6 protein-coding genes and 2 pseudogenes are annotated in these 18,873 nt (G+C 70.0%); 7 read left to right on the forward strand and 1 reads right to left on the reverse strand.

Annotation, left to right across the window (positions count from 1 at the left end; translation table 11 throughout):
- Positions 1–236: pseudogene (locus tag ABZT12_RS38260) on the reverse strand (hypothetical protein); the annotation flags it as partial.
- A 1,117-nt stretch (positions 237–1,353) separates the two neighbouring features.
- Between ABZT12_RS38260 and ABZT12_RS38265 the strand changes: the two are divergent.
- From ABZT12_RS38265 to ABZT12_RS38295, 7 genes and pseudogenes are all read left to right on the forward strand, one after another.
- A pseudogene (locus ABZT12_RS38265) lies at positions 1,354–1,497 on the forward strand (IS6 family transposase); the annotation flags it as partial.
- A gap of 773 nt (positions 1,498–2,270) precedes the next feature.
- On the forward strand, positions 2,271–3,722 hold the full coding sequence (locus ABZT12_RS38270; RefSeq protein ID WP_356394181.1) for a PfaD family polyunsaturated fatty acid/polyketide biosynthesis protein: 1,452 nt from the start codon (positions 2,271–2,273) through the stop codon (positions 3,720–3,722).
- A gap of 48 nt (positions 3,723–3,770) precedes the next feature.
- Positions 3,771–7,442, forward strand: a complete 3,672-nt coding sequence (locus ABZT12_RS38275) for a beta-ketoacyl synthase N-terminal-like domain-containing protein (RefSeq protein ID WP_356394170.1) — start codon at positions 3,771–3,773, stop codon at positions 7,440–7,442.
- Between the two features lie 76 nt (positions 7,443–7,518).
- Positions 7,519–9,654 carry an SDR family oxidoreductase gene (locus tag ABZT12_RS38280; RefSeq protein ID WP_356394172.1) on the forward strand — a complete coding sequence of 712 codons (2,136 nt, stop codon included), beginning with the start codon at positions 7,519–7,521 and terminating at the stop codon, positions 9,652–9,654.
- A 35-nt stretch (positions 9,655–9,689) separates the two neighbouring features.
- Positions 9,690–15,953, forward strand: coding sequence for a beta-ketoacyl synthase N-terminal-like domain-containing protein (locus ABZT12_RS38285; RefSeq protein ID WP_356394175.1), 6,264 nt, complete (start codon positions 9,690–9,692; stop codon positions 15,951–15,953).
- Positions 15,954–16,096: 143 nt separating this feature from the next.
- Positions 16,097–17,269: an SDR family oxidoreductase gene (locus ABZT12_RS38290; RefSeq protein ID WP_356394178.1), complete on the forward strand. Its 1,173-nt coding sequence runs from the start codon at positions 16,097–16,099 to the stop codon at positions 17,267–17,269.
- A 920-nt stretch (positions 17,270–18,189) separates the two neighbouring features.
- Positions 18,190–18,873, forward strand: a 684-nt coding sequence (locus tag ABZT12_RS38295) for an IS256 family transposase (RefSeq protein WP_356394185.1), incomplete at its 3' end; no start/stop codon positions are given.

The raw sequence follows: 18,873 nt of genomic DNA on the forward strand, positions 1-18,873 counted from the left end.
GGCGGCCCCGGAAAGGTACGCGGACATGACGGCCGGCCCCTTGGTACGCCTTGTCCGCCCAGCACTTCAGCCCTGCCGTTGCGAGCGCGTCGATGGGCCAGGGCGAGCAGAGCCTGACGGCCGAGGGGCAGACGCCGCCATCGCGTACCTATCTCCCGCCGGTGAGCGGCCAGTTGCCTCGTCAGGTGCCGCAGCGTGCGGCTGGACAGATCGATCGACGACGGGTAGACAAGCACGCGAAGCTCCTGGCGGACACGGGTGATCTTGGTCGAGAACCCGTCTACCAGGAGCTTCGTCGTTCCGTACCACCCATGCCCACCAACACCCCGACGCCACAGCCAGGTTGGAAAGGGCTCAGTGATCCGTACCCCAACACCTTGGGCTCTCCTGGGGAGTACGTCAGCTCTCGCACCTCGCCGGCCACACCGTAGGGGGAGATCAGAGTGCCGGGGTTCTCCAGCACGTCGTTCGGCACTGCCCCTCTCCCTTCCTTAACGGATTCTTCGGCGAATCCATACGCTCCGGATCGATTACCGCCGACTACCCGCTAAAGCAGCGGGATCGACGGTCGTGCAACATTCCGCGACCGCGATTCATGCGCAAGCGGTGTGCTTCGGAGTGGTTTCCTTCTATGGCCCGGCAACCCGAGTACACGCACCACACACCGGCATCGGAGAGCAGAACAGCATTTACTTGGCAGGGTGTCAAGTCCTGCACTTCTACGGGCCCATTACAGCGCGTCAAAAAATGACGACACCACTGCGGAGGCAGGCGTTTTCGCCCGGGCAGCAGCTGGTAGCCACGAGGTCCCGTGATTTCAGTGTTTCCTGTCGAGAGTCCGACTCCGATTTGTGCATAGCCAGGATGCCGTCGACGGTTGCGGTCATGCGGAGCCTTCGGTGCGGCTTCCCGGCCAGATCATAGGTGACGGTCGGCGTGTCGTCCGCCTTGTTCGGCGACCGGTCCAGGCTCCTCGACGGGCAGCGGAAGCGTCCGCCCCGGGCAACGGGCGACCCGCACGGCAACGGATTCGCCGAAGCCGCACAGCCCCGGTTGCCGCGATGTTCGGGCTGCACAGAGGCCCAGGACCGGAACCTGCCGGTCCGGGACGCCAACACACCGCCGGTGCGGGCACAGCCGCCACCGATGCGGAAACCCGGCGATGTCCGAGACCGCGCTCGGTGCGCACCACGGTCTCAACTCGACCCGTCCGTCCAGTGCGCCGTGTACTGAAAGGCAATGTTCAGCCCGGTGCTGTCACGTTGACTGACCGGGATGGGGTGGCCCTTGCGTTGCTCACGCTGGAGGGGGGCTGTCCGTGGGGGCTGCGTCACCGTCGTACAAGGGGCACCGGTACCCGCGTTCAGCGGCATCTCACCCCACTTCCGACCCCGCCGCCACCGCATGACCGCCCCCGGCTGCCGCACCGAAATACGCCACCGCTTCACCATCTGGAACCACGTCACCGGCGTCGTCAGCCCGCCCACCACACCCTGAGCACGAAGCCGAAACCTGCCCGCACATGGCCTGACACACCCCCACCCGACACCTCGCTCGACAAGTTGACGCCCCCTCGCGGTGGACGACGGCCCTGCGCGACATCGCCCGCGGCGCCCTCAGACTCGCCGGCTACACCAACACCGCACCTGCCGACGCCCTCACCCCGCGCTGTATTCCGTGATCAAATCAGACATTCCCCTACTTCTCCGAGTCCCTTTACAACGAATTCGTTGTTGACGGCCGCCAAGCGGAGCGGCTAGTTTCGCATCGAGCGGAGTTCTGGATTCAACGATGCGGTTCGATGCGAGACATCGGCGGTTCGGATCGACAATCCAATTCGGCTCCAGAGGTCACGCGAAATTCACTGTTCGGCCTTCCGGTCGTAAGTCGGTCGCGGTGTGCGGATGCGGCCGCATTGTGTGCCGGTGCTCGTCCCGGAGCCCGATGGCGGAGCCATGGGACATCTGCTGTGTCTTGTGCAACTGGAGCCACACGGCCTTCGGTCATCCGACACCGAGTTCCGATGCTTATTGCAAGGGGTGAAACAGGTGGGTGTTTCGGACATGCTCGACGATTCGCCGGAACGCGGCGGTGTCGGGCGTACTCCGCTTCTCGTTCGTGAATCTCTGCGCCGGCACCCGCAGGGGCAGCCCTTGGCCGTCATGCCTGACGACGTCGCGGCGCTCCTCGTCGACCCCCGTCACAGGCTTGAGGTCGTGGGCGACGGAGCAATCCGGGGCGTCGTCCACGGGGGAGATCTGCGCCCAGGCATGGGAGGCTTGGAAGTACTCGGGTCGCTGCCCGCCTTGTATCCGGAGTGGCTGGGCGATCGCACCTTCGCCGCCACACACGGTGTCCGTTTTCCGTACATCGCCGGCGAGATGGCCAACGGGATCTCCACCGTCCGCATGGTGGTGGCCATGAACCGGGCGGGCTTGCTCGGTTTCTTCGGCGCCGGCGGCCTCGGCCCGGCACAGGTCCGCGCAGCCGTCCAGGAACTGGCCGAGACGCTTCATCCCTCGTCGAACTGGGGCGTGAACCTGCTCCACTCGCCCAACGAACCGGGTTACGAGGACCATGTGATCGACTTGGTTCACCACTACGGTGTGGCCAATGTGTCCGCCTCCGCCTTCATGGACCTCACCCCAGCGGTCGTCCGGTGCGCCGCAACCGGCCTGCAGGCGGACGCGCAGGGCAAGATCAACCGGCGGACCCGTCTGTTCGCCAAGGTGTCTCGCCCCGAGGTGGCCGAGAAGTTCATGTCTCCGGCCCCCGATGAGCTGCTGCGGGTCCTGCTGGATCAGGGGCGGCTGACCGCTGACGAGGCCGCGCTCGCCCGGCGGGTACCACTCGCCACGGACGTCACCGTTGAGGCCGACAGCGGCGGCCACACCGACAACCGTCCGCTGACGGTCATCCTGCCCGCGATGCTGGGCCTGCGGGACTCCCTCTCCCGCCGCCACGACTACTCCGAGCGCATCCGGGTCGGTGCCGCCGGCGGGCTCGGTGATCCGCTCGCTGTGGCGTCGGCGTTCGCCTGCGGGGCGGACTACGTCGTGACGGGGACCGTCAACCAGCGATCCGTCGAGGCCGGGACCTCCGACGAGGTGAAGCGGCTGCTCGCCGAAGCGGACCTGGCCGACGTCGTGATGGCCCCGGCGTCCGATATGTTCGAGTACGGCGTCAAGGTGCAGGTGCTGCGCCGCGGCACCATGTACGCAAGCCGCGCGGCCGGACTCTACGAGGCCTACCGCCGTTACGACTCGCTGGAGCGGATTCCCGCGGGGGTTCGCGGTCGGATAGAACGCGACCTGCTACGGGCCGGCTTCGAGGAGGCATGGGCCGCCACTCGACGCTACTGGGCCGGCCGCGACCCGGGCCAGATCACAGTCGCCGAGCGTGACCCCAAACACCGCATGGCCCTGGTCTTCCGCTCCTACCTGGGGCAAGCCAGCCGCTGGGCCATCACCGGAGAGCCGTCCCGGCGGGCGGACTACCAGGTCTGGTGCGGGCCCGCGATCGGCTCGTTCAACCGGTGGGTGGTCGGCAGCTCGCTGGCCCAACCGGAGAACTGCACGGTCGTGCAGATCGCCCGGAATCTGATGGAGGGCGCGGCGGTGGTCACCCGTGCCCATCAGTTGCGCAGTTACGGCGTCCACGTCCCGCGCACAGGCCTCCACGTGCCCCGTCTCCTGTCCTCACCTGTTGTAAGCGACTTGTGAACGACCCGCTTCCTTGAACTGACCGGTTGTATGAGAGAGATGCCGTCCATGTCTGAGTCCCGCACGCCCGAGCCGGTTCCCGTTGCCGTCGTCGGACTGGCCGCGTTGCTCCCCGGGGCCCCCGATGTCCGGTCGTTCTGGCGCAATGTCGTCGCCGGGAAGGACCTTCTCACCGATGTGCCGTCGACGCACTGGCTGGTCGACGACTACTACGACCCGAACCCGTCCTCTCCGGACAAGACCTACTGCCGGCGCGGCGGCTTCCTGCCCGCTGTGGACTTCGACCCGATCGCGCACGGCGTCCCGCCCACGACGATGGCGGCCATCGACCCGACGCAGTTGCTCGGCCTGGTCGTGGCCGACCGGCTGCTGACGGACACAGAAGCCAACCTGGCGGGCCCGCTGGACCGGGAACGGATCGGTGTGATCCTCGGCAGCGGCTCCCTCCCCATGTTCGGCACCATGGCAGCCCGTATCCAGCGACCTGTCTGGCTGCGGGCGCTGCGGCTGCAGGGCATACCGGAGGAAGAGGCGCAGGCGGCCTGCGACCGGATCGCCGACCAGTTCGTGCCCTGGCAGGAATCCAGCTTCCCCGGGATGCTCTCCAATGTGATCGCGGGGCGGATCGCGAGCCGCTTCGACCTGCACGGCATCAACTGCACGGTCGACGCGGCCTGTGCCAGTTCGCTGGCTGCCCTCAGCGCCGCCGTCAACGAACTCGCTCTGGGCCACGCCGACGTGATGTTCACCGGCGGCGCGGACACGCTCAACAACCCCTTGATGTTCGTCTCGATGAGCAAGACTCCCGCCCTGTCCGCCTCCGGCGAGGTGCGGCCCTTCGATGCGGACGCCGACGGCACGGTGATCGGTGAGGGCCTCGGCATGGTCGCCCTCAAGCGTCTGGCCGACGCCGAGCGCGACGGTGACCGGGTGTACGCGGTTGTGCGGGCGGTCGGAACGGCCTCCGACGGGCACGGCAGCGCAATCTACGCGCCGAAACCGCAAGGACAAGCGCGGGCCGTGCGGCGCGCCTACGAGCTCGCCGGCTACTCACCCGGCACGGTCGAGCTGGTCGAAGCGCACGGCACGGGCACACGGGCCGGGGACGCTGCCGAGTTCGCCGCGTTGCGGGAGGTCTTCGCCGCCGACAGTGCCGACACCGCCTGGTGCGCTCTCGGGTCGGTGAAGTCGCAGATCGGTCACACCAAAGCGGCGGCCGGCGCAGCGGGACTGATCAAGGCGGTCCTGGCGTTGCATCACAAGGTGCTTCCGCCGACGATCAAGGTCGCCCGGCCCAATCCGGCGCTGGAGATCGAAAAGAGCCCCTTCTACCTCAACACGCAGGCCCGGCCGTGGGTCAGGGCGGACGACCATCCGCGCCGGGCCTCGTTGTCGGCCTTCGGTTTCGGTGGCAGCAACTACCACGCGACCCTCGAAGAATACCGGCCGCATCACGGACGGCCACAACCGGCGCGCTACCACGCACTGCCGCAGGAACTCATATTGTTCAGCGGCCCGTCGCTGGACACTCTCAGAACCCGAGCCCGTCAACTGCTGGACGAAATGCCCTTCGTGGAGGCGGCTCGGGAGAGCAGGCGCACGTTCGACCGCACTGCCGTGTGCCGGCTGGCCCTCGTCGCTGCCGACGCGGCCCAGGCCGGCACCAAGCTCGACCGGTTCCTCGCACTGCGCCCGAACCGGCCGATGACAGCTCCCGGCGGCGTCAGCTACAGCACCGGGGAAGCCGAGCTGGGTCCGCTGGCCTTCCTCTTCCCTGGCCAGGGGTCGCAGTATCCGGGCATGGGCGCCGGGGTGGCCATGGCCTTTCCGGCCGCCCGCGCCGTGTGGGACAGGGTAGCGGGGCTGGAACTGGGGCCGGTGCCGCTGCACCAGGTGGTCTTTCCCCAACCGGCCTTCAGCGAGGCCCAGCGGGAGGCACAGCGTGAGCTGCTGACCCGGACGGAGTGGGCCCAGCCCGCGCTGGCCGCACACAGTCTCTCGCTGTTGGCGGTGCTCGACGTGCTTGGACTGCGGGCCCAGCGTCTGGGCGGGCACAGCCTCGGCGAACTGGTCGCCCTGCACGCGGCGGGTGTCTACGACGCGGACACCTTGCTGCGCCTGACCCGGCGACGCGGGGAGGTGATGGGCGCGGCATCGGAGGTCCCGGGCGGAATGCTGGCCGTGGCACTCCCATTGGAGCGGGTCAAGGCGGAGTTGGAGGGCGCGGAAGGAATCTGGGTCGCCAACCACAATCAGCCCGACCAGGTCGTGGTGTCGGGGGAGGCAGCCGCGATCGAGCAGTTCGAGGCCAAGCTCGCCACGCGTGGCGTACGGGCACGGCGGCTGGATGTGGTCATCGCCGCGCACACCCCCCTGGTCGCTTCCGCGAATGCGGCCCTTTCCGCCTTTCTCGACGCGGAACGGCTGTCGCCTCCGAAGATCGAGACGTGGAGCAACCTGACGGCTGAGCCTTACGGCCCGGATCTGGCACGACTGCGCGAGATGGTGTCCGTGCACGGCGCGTCACCGGTCGTCTTCGTCGACCAGATCGAGGCGATGTATGCCGCGGGCACCCGCGTTTTCGTCGAGGTCGGCGCCGGGACCGCGATCACCGGGATGGTCGGCTCGATCCTGGGCGAGCGGCCGCACCTCGCGATCAACCTCGACCGCAAGGGCATGTGCCCGGTGGAGTCGCTGTTCACTGCTCTGGGCCGGCTGGCTGTCAACGGCGTGGAGTTGGACTTCGAGGCTCTGTGGCCGGCACCGGAGCCGGCGGTCCGGCCCCCCGGCGCAGCCGCTGTCAAGATCAACGGCGCCGAGTACGGCCGCCCCGGTCCGCCGTCCGACACGGGGCCGATCGCACCGGCCCCGACGCCGGCCGCTCCTTCCCGAGCGGCTCTCCCGACGGTGTCCCGGCCCGAACCGACCACCGCCCCTGTCCCTGTCCCTGTTCCGCTCCAGCCCGCGCCCACCGAGAAAGCGAGCACGCCGATGGCGCAGTACCCGACCGTCCCCGAGCCGGACTGGCTGCAGGTCCTGACCGCAACCCAGCGGCAGACCGCCGAGGCCCAGGCGGCTTTCCAGCAGGCCTTGCTGGCCGGCCACCAGTCCTACCTGCAGCTCGTCGACAACACCCTGGGCCGGCTGGCAGGCCTGGCGGGCACCGGTGAGGTCGCCTCTGCGGCGGGCGTACTCGCGCCGTCCGTCGCCCCGGTCCGGGAAATGCTCCCGCAGCCCGAGACTCCCACGCCGACGGCCTTCCAGGCCCCTGCGCCCGAGCTCATGGCTCCACTCCCGCCCGTCCCGTCCGCCGTCCTCCGCAACGCTCCCCCGTCCGCCCCGCTGCCAGCGGCTTCTCCCGCCGCGGCGCCCGTGGTGGCTGCTCCCGAGCCGCCCACCACCGTTCTGGACGCCGGGCTGCTGCTGGGAATTGTCGCGGAGATGACCGGGTATCCCGTCGAGCTCCTGGGTGCCGACATGGATCTGGAGTCGGAGCTCGGTGTTGACTCGATCAAGAAGGTGCAGATCCTCTCTGCCGTCCGGAAGCGTGTCCCCGGGCTGCCCGCCTCCGACTCTCCCGAGCTCGCCGGCCTGTTCAAGCTGCGCACCGTCGACGCGATCGTCGCGCAGCTGGCCGCCGGCACGCCCGCGACGGGTCAGCACGGGAAAGAGTCCACGGGTGAGGGTTCGGCCGAGGAGGGTGAAAGACGCGCTGGCTGAGCAGAGCCGGCCGGCAGTGCGGCGGCGCGTGGTGCGGGCCGTGGAACTGCCGTCCGCAGGTGTCGCCATGGGCGGCTTGACAGGAGCTGTCCTCCACGTGGTGGACGGCGGCAGCGGGCTGGCCCGGGACGTGGTGACCAGGCTGCGCGCACACGGGATCGAGGCGGCCGAGGACGGCTCGCTGAGCGGAGCGAACGCCGTACTGCTGCTCGGTGGCATGGCGCCCGTTGAAACACCCCAGGACGGATTGACCGTGATGCGCGGGGTGTTCACGGCGGCCCAGGAGGTTGCCTCCGTGATGGCGGCGGACGGTGGCCTGTTCGCCGTCGTTCAGGACACCGGCGGCGACTTCGGTTTGAGCGGCGGGCAAGGGGATCGTGCCTGGCTCGGTGGCATTGCCGCCCTGGCGCGGACCGCGGCGCGGGAGTGGCCCGCGGCCAGCGTCAAGGCCATCGACTGCGCCCGCGGCGACCGCGACAGCGCGGCGGTCGCCGAGGCCATCGTCGCCGAGCTCGTGTCAGGGGGGCCGGCCCTCAACGTCGGCCTGCCCTTGGACGGCCGGCGCGTGACGCTCGACACGGTTGCCGCTCCCCGCAGCGCCGAGCCCGCAGACGCCCCACTCGACGAGGACGGCGTGGTCGTCGTCACCGGCGGCGCCCGCGGGGTGACACCCGCAGTTCTCGCCGAACTGGCCGCCAGGTACCGCCCCCGGCTGGCCGTGCTCGGCCGGACCGAGCTCACCGAGGAGGAGCCCCCGGGGCTGGAGGCCGCCGTCGACCAGCCGGCCCTGGTGGCACGACTGGCCGCCCGCGCCCCGGACTCCGGCCCGGCGGCGATCGTTGCCCGGGCACGCCGGATTCTCGCCGCCCGGGAGGTGCGCCGGACCCTGGCCGCTCTGCGGGCTGATGGCGCCGAGGTGCGGTACTTCCCGGTGGACGTCACCGACGCGCCGTCGGTGCACCGCGCACTCGCCGCAGTCCGGGAGGTGTTCGGGCCCATCACCGGCCTGATCCACGCTGCGGGCGTGGTGCACGACAAGAGCATCGCCGACAAGACCGCGGAGCAGTACGAGGCGGTCCTCGCCACGAAACTGGATGGTCTGCGCGTGCTTCTCGACGCCACCCGGGACGACCCGCTGCGACTGCTCTGCCTGTTCTCCTCGATCGCGGCGTGGGCGGGGAACCCGGGCCAGAGCGACTACGCGATGGCGAACGAGGTCCTCGGCCAGGTCGCCGCCGTCGAACGTGCCCGGCGACCGCACTGCCTGGTCCGCTCCATCGGCTGGGGCCCCTGGGACGGCGGCATGGTCACCCCGGACATCGCTACCCGGTTCGGGCAGCAGGGACTGGACCTGATCCCGCTGCGTGCCGGAGCCGGCGCCTTCGCAGCAGAGCTGCAGGCCGGACACGGCTCCGCGCACGTCATCCTGACGGCCGGCGAGCTCCCCGACCCGCCGACGCTGAGGGCCGAGGCGCCAGTTGCCAACGGGACGGGACACCTGAGTGAGCCCAGCGGTCTCAGTCTCCGCGCCGGCCTCCAACCGATATCGGTGGCAGCGGAGTTGTTCACCGCAGCGGCGCGCGGCTGGCACCCGGACCAGCCGATCGTCGTGCTGGGCGACATCGCCTTCGACACGCCAGGTGCCACAGAGCCGCCGTACGGCGGCGGCAGCCTGCACGTCCAGGGCGTGCCCCGGCGCGATCGGCTGGAACTGCGGCTGCTGGGTGCGGCCTCACGAGTCGAGGCAGTCGCCCGGATCGGCGAGACGCTGAGCGGCGGCGTGTGGCCCGACCATCCGTATCTGCCCCCGTTCGACGGGCGCGAGGACAGCGGACACGTGGTGCGCTGGGATGACGTGCTGCGGATGCCGGCGGACGGCGTGCGGATCGGTGATCTTGGCGCTGTCGCCTTGCTGGAGGTCGGTGGCACTGGAGTGCGGGGAGAAGTGCCGCACCTCGAAGCCGTGGCCGTCGACGCCGTCCTGCAACTCGCGGCCCTGTGGGGTAACCACGTGCTCGGCTTCCCCGTCGCAGCCACGGGCCTGGGGGAGTACCGCAGGCACCGGTTCGGTCCTGCCGGCCGGACCCTGCACTGCCTGGTGCACGGCCGCGACCGGGCCGGGAAGCGTGCTGTCTGCGACATCGCCCTGCTACGCGAGGACCAGACCCTCTATGCCGAACTCCTCGGCGTCGCCCTCACCCCCCACTCATGAAAACCGCGAAGCAGCACTGATGGAGGACGAGCAGCGTGGCATTCGAACCGATCGCGATCGTGGGGCAGGGTTGCGTGCTTCCGAGCGCGCTCGACCCGGCCGCCTTCTGGAGCGGCGTCGAGAACGGCCGGGTGAACCTGAGCGAGGTGGCCCCGGACGAGTGGGGCCTGCCGCAGGACTGGTCCGATCTCGGTGTGGTGGAGTGGTTGCCCAAGGGTTTTCGACCCGTGTCCGGACTCGTCCGAGGGTTCGAGGAGGCCTTTGACCCGTCCGGGTTCTCCGTCGACGCCGAGTCCGTGGCCGGCTGGGATCCGGCACTGCGCTGGATCCTGCACGCCGGACGGCAGGCGCTGCGTGAGGCCGAATGGGACGGCCCGCCGGGGCGGGCGGGTCTGGTCATGGGCAACCTCGGCTTCGCCTGGCGCGGTTTGACCGCCTATGCCGAACAGGTGTGGCTGGACCGACTCGGCCTGGACGGCCCGAACGACTGGTCCGCACCCGCAGGGCGACGACGGCCGCATCCTTCGGACCGCTTCTGCTCGGGGACGCCGATTGTCCGCGCCGCGCAGGCGCTCGGCCTGGGCGCAGGCGGGTTCGGCCTGGAGGCGGCGTGCGCGTCCTCGCTGTACGCGATCAAGATGGCCTGCGACCGGCTGCAGGACGGGGCTGCCGACCTGATGCTCGCCGGTGCGGTCAGCGCGGCCGCCGGACCGCAGATCCACGTCGGATTCGCCTCACTCGGCGCGCTGAGCCTCAGCGGACGGCCCCTCCCCTTCGACCGGCGCGCCGACGGCATGATCCCGGGTGAAGGCGCTGGGCTGGTCGCTCTGATGCGCCACCGGGACGCCGTCCGGGCCGGGCGGACCGTGCTGGGCATCATCCGTGGCATCGGCCTATCCAACGACGGCAACACCGGCGGCTTCCTCTCCCCTTCCCCGCGGGGCCAGGAAGAGGCGATGCGGGCGGCATACGCGGCAGCGGACCTGGACCCGTCCACGGTGACACTGCTGGAATGCCACGCGACGGGGACCGCGGTGGGCGACGCCATCGAGGTCCGCAGCAGCAGCACCGTCTTCCAGGACGCCGCCGATCTGGCCATCGGCTCGGTCAAGGCCAACGTCGGCCATCTGCTGGCGACAGCGGGAATCGCGGGGCTGCTGAAGATCCTCGGCGCGTTCCGTAACGGGCTGCGCCCCGGCACTCCCGGGGTCGGGTCCCCGATCGAGGCCCTGCGCGATGCACCCTTCCGGCTGCTGCAGCACGCGGAGCCGTGGAACGGCCGGCGGCGCGCGGCGCTGAGCGCGTTCGGCTTCGGCGGCAACAACGCCCACCTCGTCATCGACCCGCCCGACGCCATCGCGACCCCACAAAAACCGACGCGGCCCAGGCGCCGGCAGACCAGACCTGAGCAGCCGCCGCAGATCGCGGTCGTTGCCCTCGGGGTGCGCGCCGGGTCCGGCACCGGAACCGGCGACTTCCGCACCGCCCTGTTCACCGGCCAGGCCCCCGAGGCGGGCCGCCAGGACGTCGAATTGAGCCTGACCGGGCTCCGGTTCCCCCCCAACGACCTGAAGGAAACACTGCCGCAGCAGCTGCTGGTCCTGTCAGCGGCCCGGGAGGCCGTGGCCGGCCTGCGGCTTCCCAGCCGCACCTCGGTACTGATCGGCACGGGCTGCGACCCCGAGGGCGCACGCCTGACCGCCCGCTGGCGGCTGGAGGCCTGGTCCGCCCACCACGGCCGGCCCACCGGCCTCGACGAACCGCTCGGCCCCCGCCTGAGCGGGGCACGCCTGACCGGCATGATGATCAACGGCACGGCCAGCCGCATCAGCATCCAGTTCGACCTGCTCGGCCCCGCCTACGCGGTGCTCGCCGAGGAGGAGTCCGGCCTGATCGCTCTCGACCTCGCCGCCCGGTCGCTGCGCTGCGGCGAGGTCGACGCAGCCGTCGTCGGCGCCGTCGACCTCTCCTCGGAGCCGGTCCACGCGGCAGCCGTACACGCGCTGGGACGCCCCGACCGGCCTGCCGACGCAGCAGTCGTGCTGGTCCTGAAGCGCCTGGACGACGCCCTCAGGGACGACGACCCCGTGCTCGCCCTGCTGCCCGAGTCGGCAAACGAGCCGGCCGATCTCCTCCTGGGAGAGGGTACGGCCTTCGATCCTGCGACGCTCTTCGGCCACAGCCACGCGGCACGCGGCCTGCTCGCCGTGGCCGCGGGCGTACTCGCCGTGCACCACCAGCAGGTGCCCCCCGGCTCGGCCCCCGCACTCACCCCGGTGCGCAGTGTGGAGGTCGCGACGGCCCGATGCGACGGCGGCCTGCGACGCACGCGGTTGCAGGGCGCGGACGTCCGGGGCTGGACACCGGCGGCCGCGCAGGTGACGGTGTTCTCCGGGGTCGACCAGGCCGCCGCGCTGGCAGCCCTGGAAGCTGGCCGCGGCGGTGACAGCGGCCCCGCTCGGCTCGCCGTGGTCGCCGAGTCGGCCGACACGGCGACCCGACGCGCACCAGCGATCCGTGAGTTGCTGCACAGCGGCGCGATCCGCCCCCCAGGTGTCGCGTTCTGCGACACACCGCTGGAGGGGGAGATCGCCTTCGTCTACACCAACGGCTCGGCCGCCTACCCGGGCATGGGCAGGGAGCTGTTGCGCGCCTTCCCCGAGCTCATCGACGCGGTGCGAAAGCGGCTGGGCCCCCTCGAACCGCTGGTGGGATGGGCCTACCGCCGGGACGGCCGCCCCAGGGACGCGATGGACCAGATCAGCGGAGCGGCGTTCCTCTCAGTCCTGCACACCCTGATCACCCGTGAAGTCCTCGGCATCCACCCGGCCGCGGCGATCGGCTACTCCTCCGGGGAAGCCGCCGCACTGGCCGCGCTGGGCGCCTGGCCGGACTGCACCGGTCTGTATACTGCCGCCCGCGCCTCCGGCCTGTTCACCGCGGACCTCGGCGGTGCGATGCACACCGTCCGCGCCGCCTGGGCGGACACCGGCGTGCACGGCACCCAGTGGGCCGCCTACCAGGTCACCGCCGACGCCGACCGGGTCCGGGCAGTGCTGGCAGACCTGCCCGCCGTCCACCTGATGGCGGTCAACGCACCCGGGCTGTGCGTGCTCGGCGGCGAGAAGAACGCATGCACCGCCGCCCTCGCCCGTCTGGACGAGCCGAACGCGCTCCTCCTCGACTACGACGTGGCCGCCCACGTCCCCGAGACAGCCGCCGTGCGCGACCGCCTCTACGAACTGCACCTGCTGCCCACACAGCCCGTTCCCGGCGTCCGGTTCTACAGCGGGGCCACCGGCCGACCCTACCGCTTGTCAGCCGAGCGGGCCGCGCAGGCCACCGCTGATCAGTGTGTCGGCACGATCGACTTCACCGCCTCCATCGAGCATGCCTACCGCGACGGCGTCCGCATCTTCATCGAACACGGTCCCGGCAGCCTCTGCACAGGCTGGATCAGCCGCATTCTGGGGACGCGCCCCCACCTCGCCGTCGCCCTCGACCCACTGCGAGGCCACGGCCTCGACGGCCTGCTCGCCTCACTCGCCGAACTGGCCGCCGCCGGCGTGCCCGTGACCTGGCCCGAGCGGCCAGACCGAGCCGAGGAAACCGGCCCCGTCCTCCGCTTTCCCGCCCACCTTCCGATGCCGCGGCAAGCTGGTCCGGCGACTCCTTCGGAGCAGATGGCCGTCCACCCGGACACCCTGCCGGCCGTCGTCCCGTCCCGGACGCCTCTGCAGGAGGCGGCGTCCCCCAGCCCCGTTGCTCCCGCACCAGCACCAGCACCAGCACCGACGCCGGCCCGCTTCGTGCAGGCGTTGCTGGCCGAGCAACTCGCACAGGTCTCCGCCGTCCACCTCCGCCATCTGGCGGTGAGCCAGGAAGCACAGCTGCGGTTCCTGGCGCAGCAGGCCCGGATCGCCGCCGCACTGCCCCCTGCATCACGCGCCAACGACCCGGCCAGGCCACATCACCGGATCGCCCCTTCGCCTGGCCCGGTGCCGCTGTCCGCCGGATCGCACGCGCGGCCAGGACCGAAGTTCAGCCGGCAGGACCTCGAATACCTTGCCGAGGGGAACGTCTCCCGGCTGTTCGGGCCGATGTTCGCCGTCCAGGACCACGACGAGCGGCAGACTCGTATGCCGCGGCCACCGCTGCTGCTGGCAGACCGGGTCACCGGGATCGATGCCGTCCCCGGCTCCCTGGCCACAGGGACGATATGGACCGAGACGGACCTCACCCCGGGGGCCTGGTACCTCGATCACACCGGGCGCATGCCGCCCGGCCTGGTCATCGAGGCCGGACAGGCCGACCTGCTGCTGATCAGCTGGCTCGGCGCGGACCTGGACAACCGCGGCCGCCGTGTCTACCGGCTGCTGGGCGCCGAAGCGGTGTACCACGCACCACCGCCGCCCACCGGCACACTGCTCGACTACGAAATCCGGATCACCGACCACGTGATCAACGGCAGCCAGCGGCTGTTCACCTTCGAGTTCGACTGCCGCGCCGACGGCCGGCCGATGCTGACGATCCGCAACGGACAGGCGGGCTACTTCACCGACGAGGAACTGGCGGACACCAGCGGAGTCCTGTGGGATCCCCAGTCCGCACCGGCCGGCCCCGGACAGGTCGACCCGCCCCCCGTCCGCGGCACCCGACAGCGGTTCTCCGAGCCGGAAGTCGAAGCATTCAGCCAGGGCCATCCTGTCGCCTGCTTCGGCGAGCAGTGGCGGGCAGCCGAAGCACACGTCCGAACCCCGCGCATCCCACCGGGCCGCATGCGGCTCCTCGACGAGGTCATCTGCTTCGACAGCGACGGCGGCCCCTGGCAACGCGGCTACTTGCAGGCCCGCACGGCGCTCCGCCCCGACGACTGGTTCTTCGACGGCCACTTCCACAACGACCCGTGCATGCCGGGCACCCTCATGCTGGACGGCTGCCTGCAGGCGATGTCGTTCTACCTCGCCGCCGCCGGCTGCACCCTCACCCGCGACGCATGGCGCTTCGAACCCGTCCCCGAGCAGACCTACCGGATCCTGTGCCGCGGCCAGGTGACCCCGCAGAGCAAGGAACTGATCTACGAGGTGTTCGTGAAGGAGTTCCGTGCGGGCCCCCACCCCACCCTCATAGCGGACGTCCTGCTCACCGCCGACGGGGTCAAGGCCGTCTACGTCGCCGGGCTGGCTGTCCGGCTCGTCCCGGACTGGCCGCTGCAGGGCCCGCTCGTGACCGACTCCCGGCCCGCCGCGCAGATCGGCGGGATCCACCTCGACCACAACGCACTGCTCGCCCACGCCCAGGGACCGCAGACCCAAGCGCTCGGCCGCATCGGCGAAGGCTTCGACGGCACCCGGCGCGCACCTCGACTCCCTGGCCCGCCCTACCACTTCGTGACCAGGATCCGTGACGTCTCCGGCGCATACGGCGGCCTGGAAACCGGAAGCACCGTCCACGCCGAGTACGACATCCCCACTGACGCCTGGTACTTCGTCCAGAACCCCGACGGCGTCATGCCCGTCTCGGCGCTGCTGGAAACCGCACTGCAACCGTGCGGCTGGCTCAGCTCCTACGGAGGCGTCATGCTCCGCAGCGAGACCGAGATGCTCTTCCGCAATCTCGACGGCGACCTGTCCCTGCACACCGAAGTGAACCCGGCAGACCGACGGATCACCACCCGCGCCGAGCTCACGGAGATCTCGGAAGTCAGCGGAATGATCATCCAGTCGTTCGCGGTGACCGCCCAGGTCGACGACCGCCCACTGCTGGACGGCACGGCCGTCTTCGGATCCTTCACCACGGCCGCGCTCGCCAACCAGGTCGGCTTCCCCCCGACCGAAGCCGACCGCCGCCGGCTGGTCGAGCCGTCCGACGGCCGGGTCCGCCTGACACCCGGCGGCGGGCTGCCGGGCCCGATGCTGCTGATGCTGGACGAGATCACCGGCCACCGGCCCACCCACGACCGGGGATTCGCACACGTGAGGGCACTCAAGCGGGTGCAGCCAGGTGAATGGTTCTTCAAAGCTCACTTCTTCCAGGACCCGGTGATGCCCGGCTCCCTTGGCATCGAGGCCATCGTCCAGGCTCTGCAGTGGTATCTCGGGTCGCCCGGCTACGAACTGATCTCCCCGCTTGCCTGGAAGTTCCGCGGGCAGGTCCTGCCCACCGACAAGGAGGTCATCGTTGAGGCCCGGATCCTGGAGGGCTCCGACGAGCGGACCGTCTGGGCTGAGTGCTGGCTGTGGGTGGATGACCGCCGCATCTACCACATCCCCCGCCTGGGCCTGCGCGCCCGCTCCTAGACGGGTGAGTCCGAAGTCGCCCAGTCATCCTCGCGATGGCCGCATCGATCTGGCACAACCGCAACACCGGCGCGCACCGGTCACCCGATCCCTGATCGCGTACGACCGCTGATCGCATCGGACTTACTCGTCTGGGAGAAGTCGTGGAACACCACCTCGTCACCGGCGCCACCGGCCTCCTCGGCAGCGCCATCGTCCTCGAACTGCTGGAGCGCACCAACGGGAAGGTCACCTGCCTGGTCCGCCCACGGCCCGGCCTGGACGCCGACACCCGGCTCAAGTCGGAGCTCCAGCGTGCCGCAACGGTCTACGGCCGTCCTGACCTTGCACCCGAGATCGAAGGGCGTTGCCACGGTCTCATCGGCGACATCACCGAGCCGAGTTGCGGCGCAGGGCTCACCGGCAACGCAGACCACTTCTGGCACGTCGCCGCCTCCATGGCCTACGAGTACGAGCGAAAGGAGGACATCGTCGCCCGCAACATCGACGGAACCCGGAACGCGCTGGCCCTCGGCCGGGCCGCGCGCTGCGCGACGTTCAACTTCATCAGCAGCGCACTGGTCGCGGGACGGCGCAACGGCTGGATCGCCGCCGACCCGGCCGACCCGTCGGCTGCCGTGAACAACTGGTACGAGTACAGCAAGGTCGCCAGCGAGTGTGAGGTTCGCGCACAGTCCTTCGACAGCATCCGGATCTTCCGCCCGAGCCTGATCATCGGGCACAGCCGCACCCTCGCCGCGACGACCATCAGCGGCCTGTACAACCTCGCTCTGGGCCTCGCACTCGCGGTACGGGAACTGCGCGGCCGCGGCGGTGAACCCCCGTGGCCGCTGCGGATCAACGGTCTGCCCGATGGGAGCACCAACTACATCCCCGTCGACGCAGCTGCCCGGGCCGCCGTCCAGATCACGCTCGCCGACACGGGAACCGGCGTCTATCACCTGACGAACGCCCACTCCACGCCGTTGCGGGACACTTTCAGGGCGCTCAGCAGGATCCTGGAGATCCCGGAGGCGGTCATCCAAGACGGCGCGGAAGGGTTCACCGACGCGGACCACTTCGTGAACGACAAGGTCGGTGTCTACCGCCCATATCTGCGCTGTGCCAAGGAGTTTGATCAGACAAACGTGGCGCAACTGATCGGGCCCGTCGATCTGCCCATCGACACCACCGCGCTGGCCGCGCATCTCGCCTGGTACTTGCACGGCCCGGGTGGCGACATCCTTGCCTCACTCGGATCTCAACCGGCAACGGGCCTTGGCCGCCGAGTAGCCGAGGGGATTCTCACCCCTCGGCCCTCACAGATCCGTACGTGACGGTGGGTGCGGCTCTTGTCGTTCTGATCACCAGACCTGAGGGGCATGGGTGGTCCAGGCCCAGTGGGTGAAGAACCGGGGTCGTCGTGCGGCGGCCTGGTTCCACGCCGCTATCGCTGAAGTACCTTTACGCAAAGGGTAAGTTGATGCACGACGGCTATGACGGCGCGGCCAGGCGGGTCTCGGTCGCGCGCTCGTGGATGACAACGGAACCGACCCTGCCCAAGTGTTCGCTCAGGTGGTGCATCCGAGTTGGGCGCAGGTCCAATGATGGTGCCTCGTTGGGGTGACTCGCAGGGAGCTGCGCGGGAGAACTCGGTCGCGGCCGAGCTTGGCCAGCCCGTGCGAGTGCCGTGAGCACGCGGATCACCTCCTGCCCGGGAGCGGGTTGCGTCTGCCTTCGACCGGCTTCTTCCCGTAGGGCAGCGCGGTAATGAACACCCGCGGTACGTGTGTTCCCCACCAGGCCCGTCACACGCCGGCCACCAATCTCCTCCGGCACGGTGTGGGCGTCGCGGACCCGGGCGGCGAGGACGGCGACGTACGCCGGATGTCGTCCATCGTCTCCCGCAGCCCGGCCGTTATCGCGCGGGCCGCCAGACGCCGCCCGGGTCACCCTGCATACGCACCGGGACCACGCCGCAGCGCTGGAGCAACTGAGCTCCCGGACTGCGCCTCTTGCCCCTGGCGTTGTCGTCGCCCTGCGTCGTTTCTGAACCTGGTCCCCGATCCCCGTGATGTCCGAGGACGGCGGTATCCGGCGGTCGCGCTGTTGTGCGCGGCCACTGCGGCGGTGCTGACCGGTGCCGGGTCTGTACGCTCACCGGTGTAATTGATGATCATGGAAGAGACATCAAGTGACTGACACCGTGACCGAGTTCGTGGCCCCAGACGCTCAGGCGGATCCGTCGCCGGAGACTGTGACGGTCGAGCAGAAACTGATCGACCAGCTCGTCGAGCAGGCCCGCAGCAAGGGGTTGCGGTTGACCGGCGAGGGCGGGCTGCTGCAGCAGTTGACCAAGACGGTTCTGGAGTCAGCCCTGGAGGGCGAGATCACCGACCATCTCGGCTATGACAAGCACGATCCGGCCGGCAGGGACGGCGGCAACTCCCGTAACGGCACACGACCCAAGACGGTGCTGACGGACGTCGGGCCGGTCGAGATCGACGTGCCTCGCGACCGGGAGGGCTCCTTCGAGCCGGCCATCGTCAAGAAGCGGCAGCGCCGGCTGACCGGCGTGGACGAGATGGTGCTCTCGCTGTCCGCGAAGGGCCTCACGCACGGGGAGATCTCCGCGCACCTGGCCGAGGTCTACGGCGCCAGCGTGTCCAAGATGACCATCAGCACGATCACCGACAAGGTGATGGATGGCATGGCGGAATGGCAGAACCGGCCGCTCGACCGCGTCTACCCGGTCGTCTTCATTGACGCTGTCAACGTCAAGATTCGTGATGGCCAAGTAGCGAACAGGCCGATCTATGTGGCTCTGGCAGTCACCGCCGAAGGGCACCGTGACATCCTCGGCCTGTGGGCAGGCGACGGCGGCGAAGGCGCGAAGCACTGGCTTCGCGTGCTCTCCGAGCTCAAGAACAGGGGTGTCGAA

Origin of the sequence: Streptomyces sp. NPDC005423 (assembly GCF_040606415.1) — a bacterium.
GTDB lineage: Bacteria > Actinomycetota > Actinomycetes > Streptomycetales > Streptomycetaceae > Streptomyces.

What these genes read in the sequence shown, in the direction of transcription:
- ABZT12_RS38270 (WP_356394181.1), top strand. Translation starts at nt 2,271, where the DNA reads ATGGGAGGCTTGGAAGTACTCGGGTCGCTGCCCGCCTTGTATCCGGAG.
- ABZT12_RS38275 (WP_356394170.1), top strand. Translation starts at nt 3,771, where the DNA reads ATGTCTGAGTCCCGCACGCCCGAGCCGGTTCCCGTTGCCGTCGTCGGA.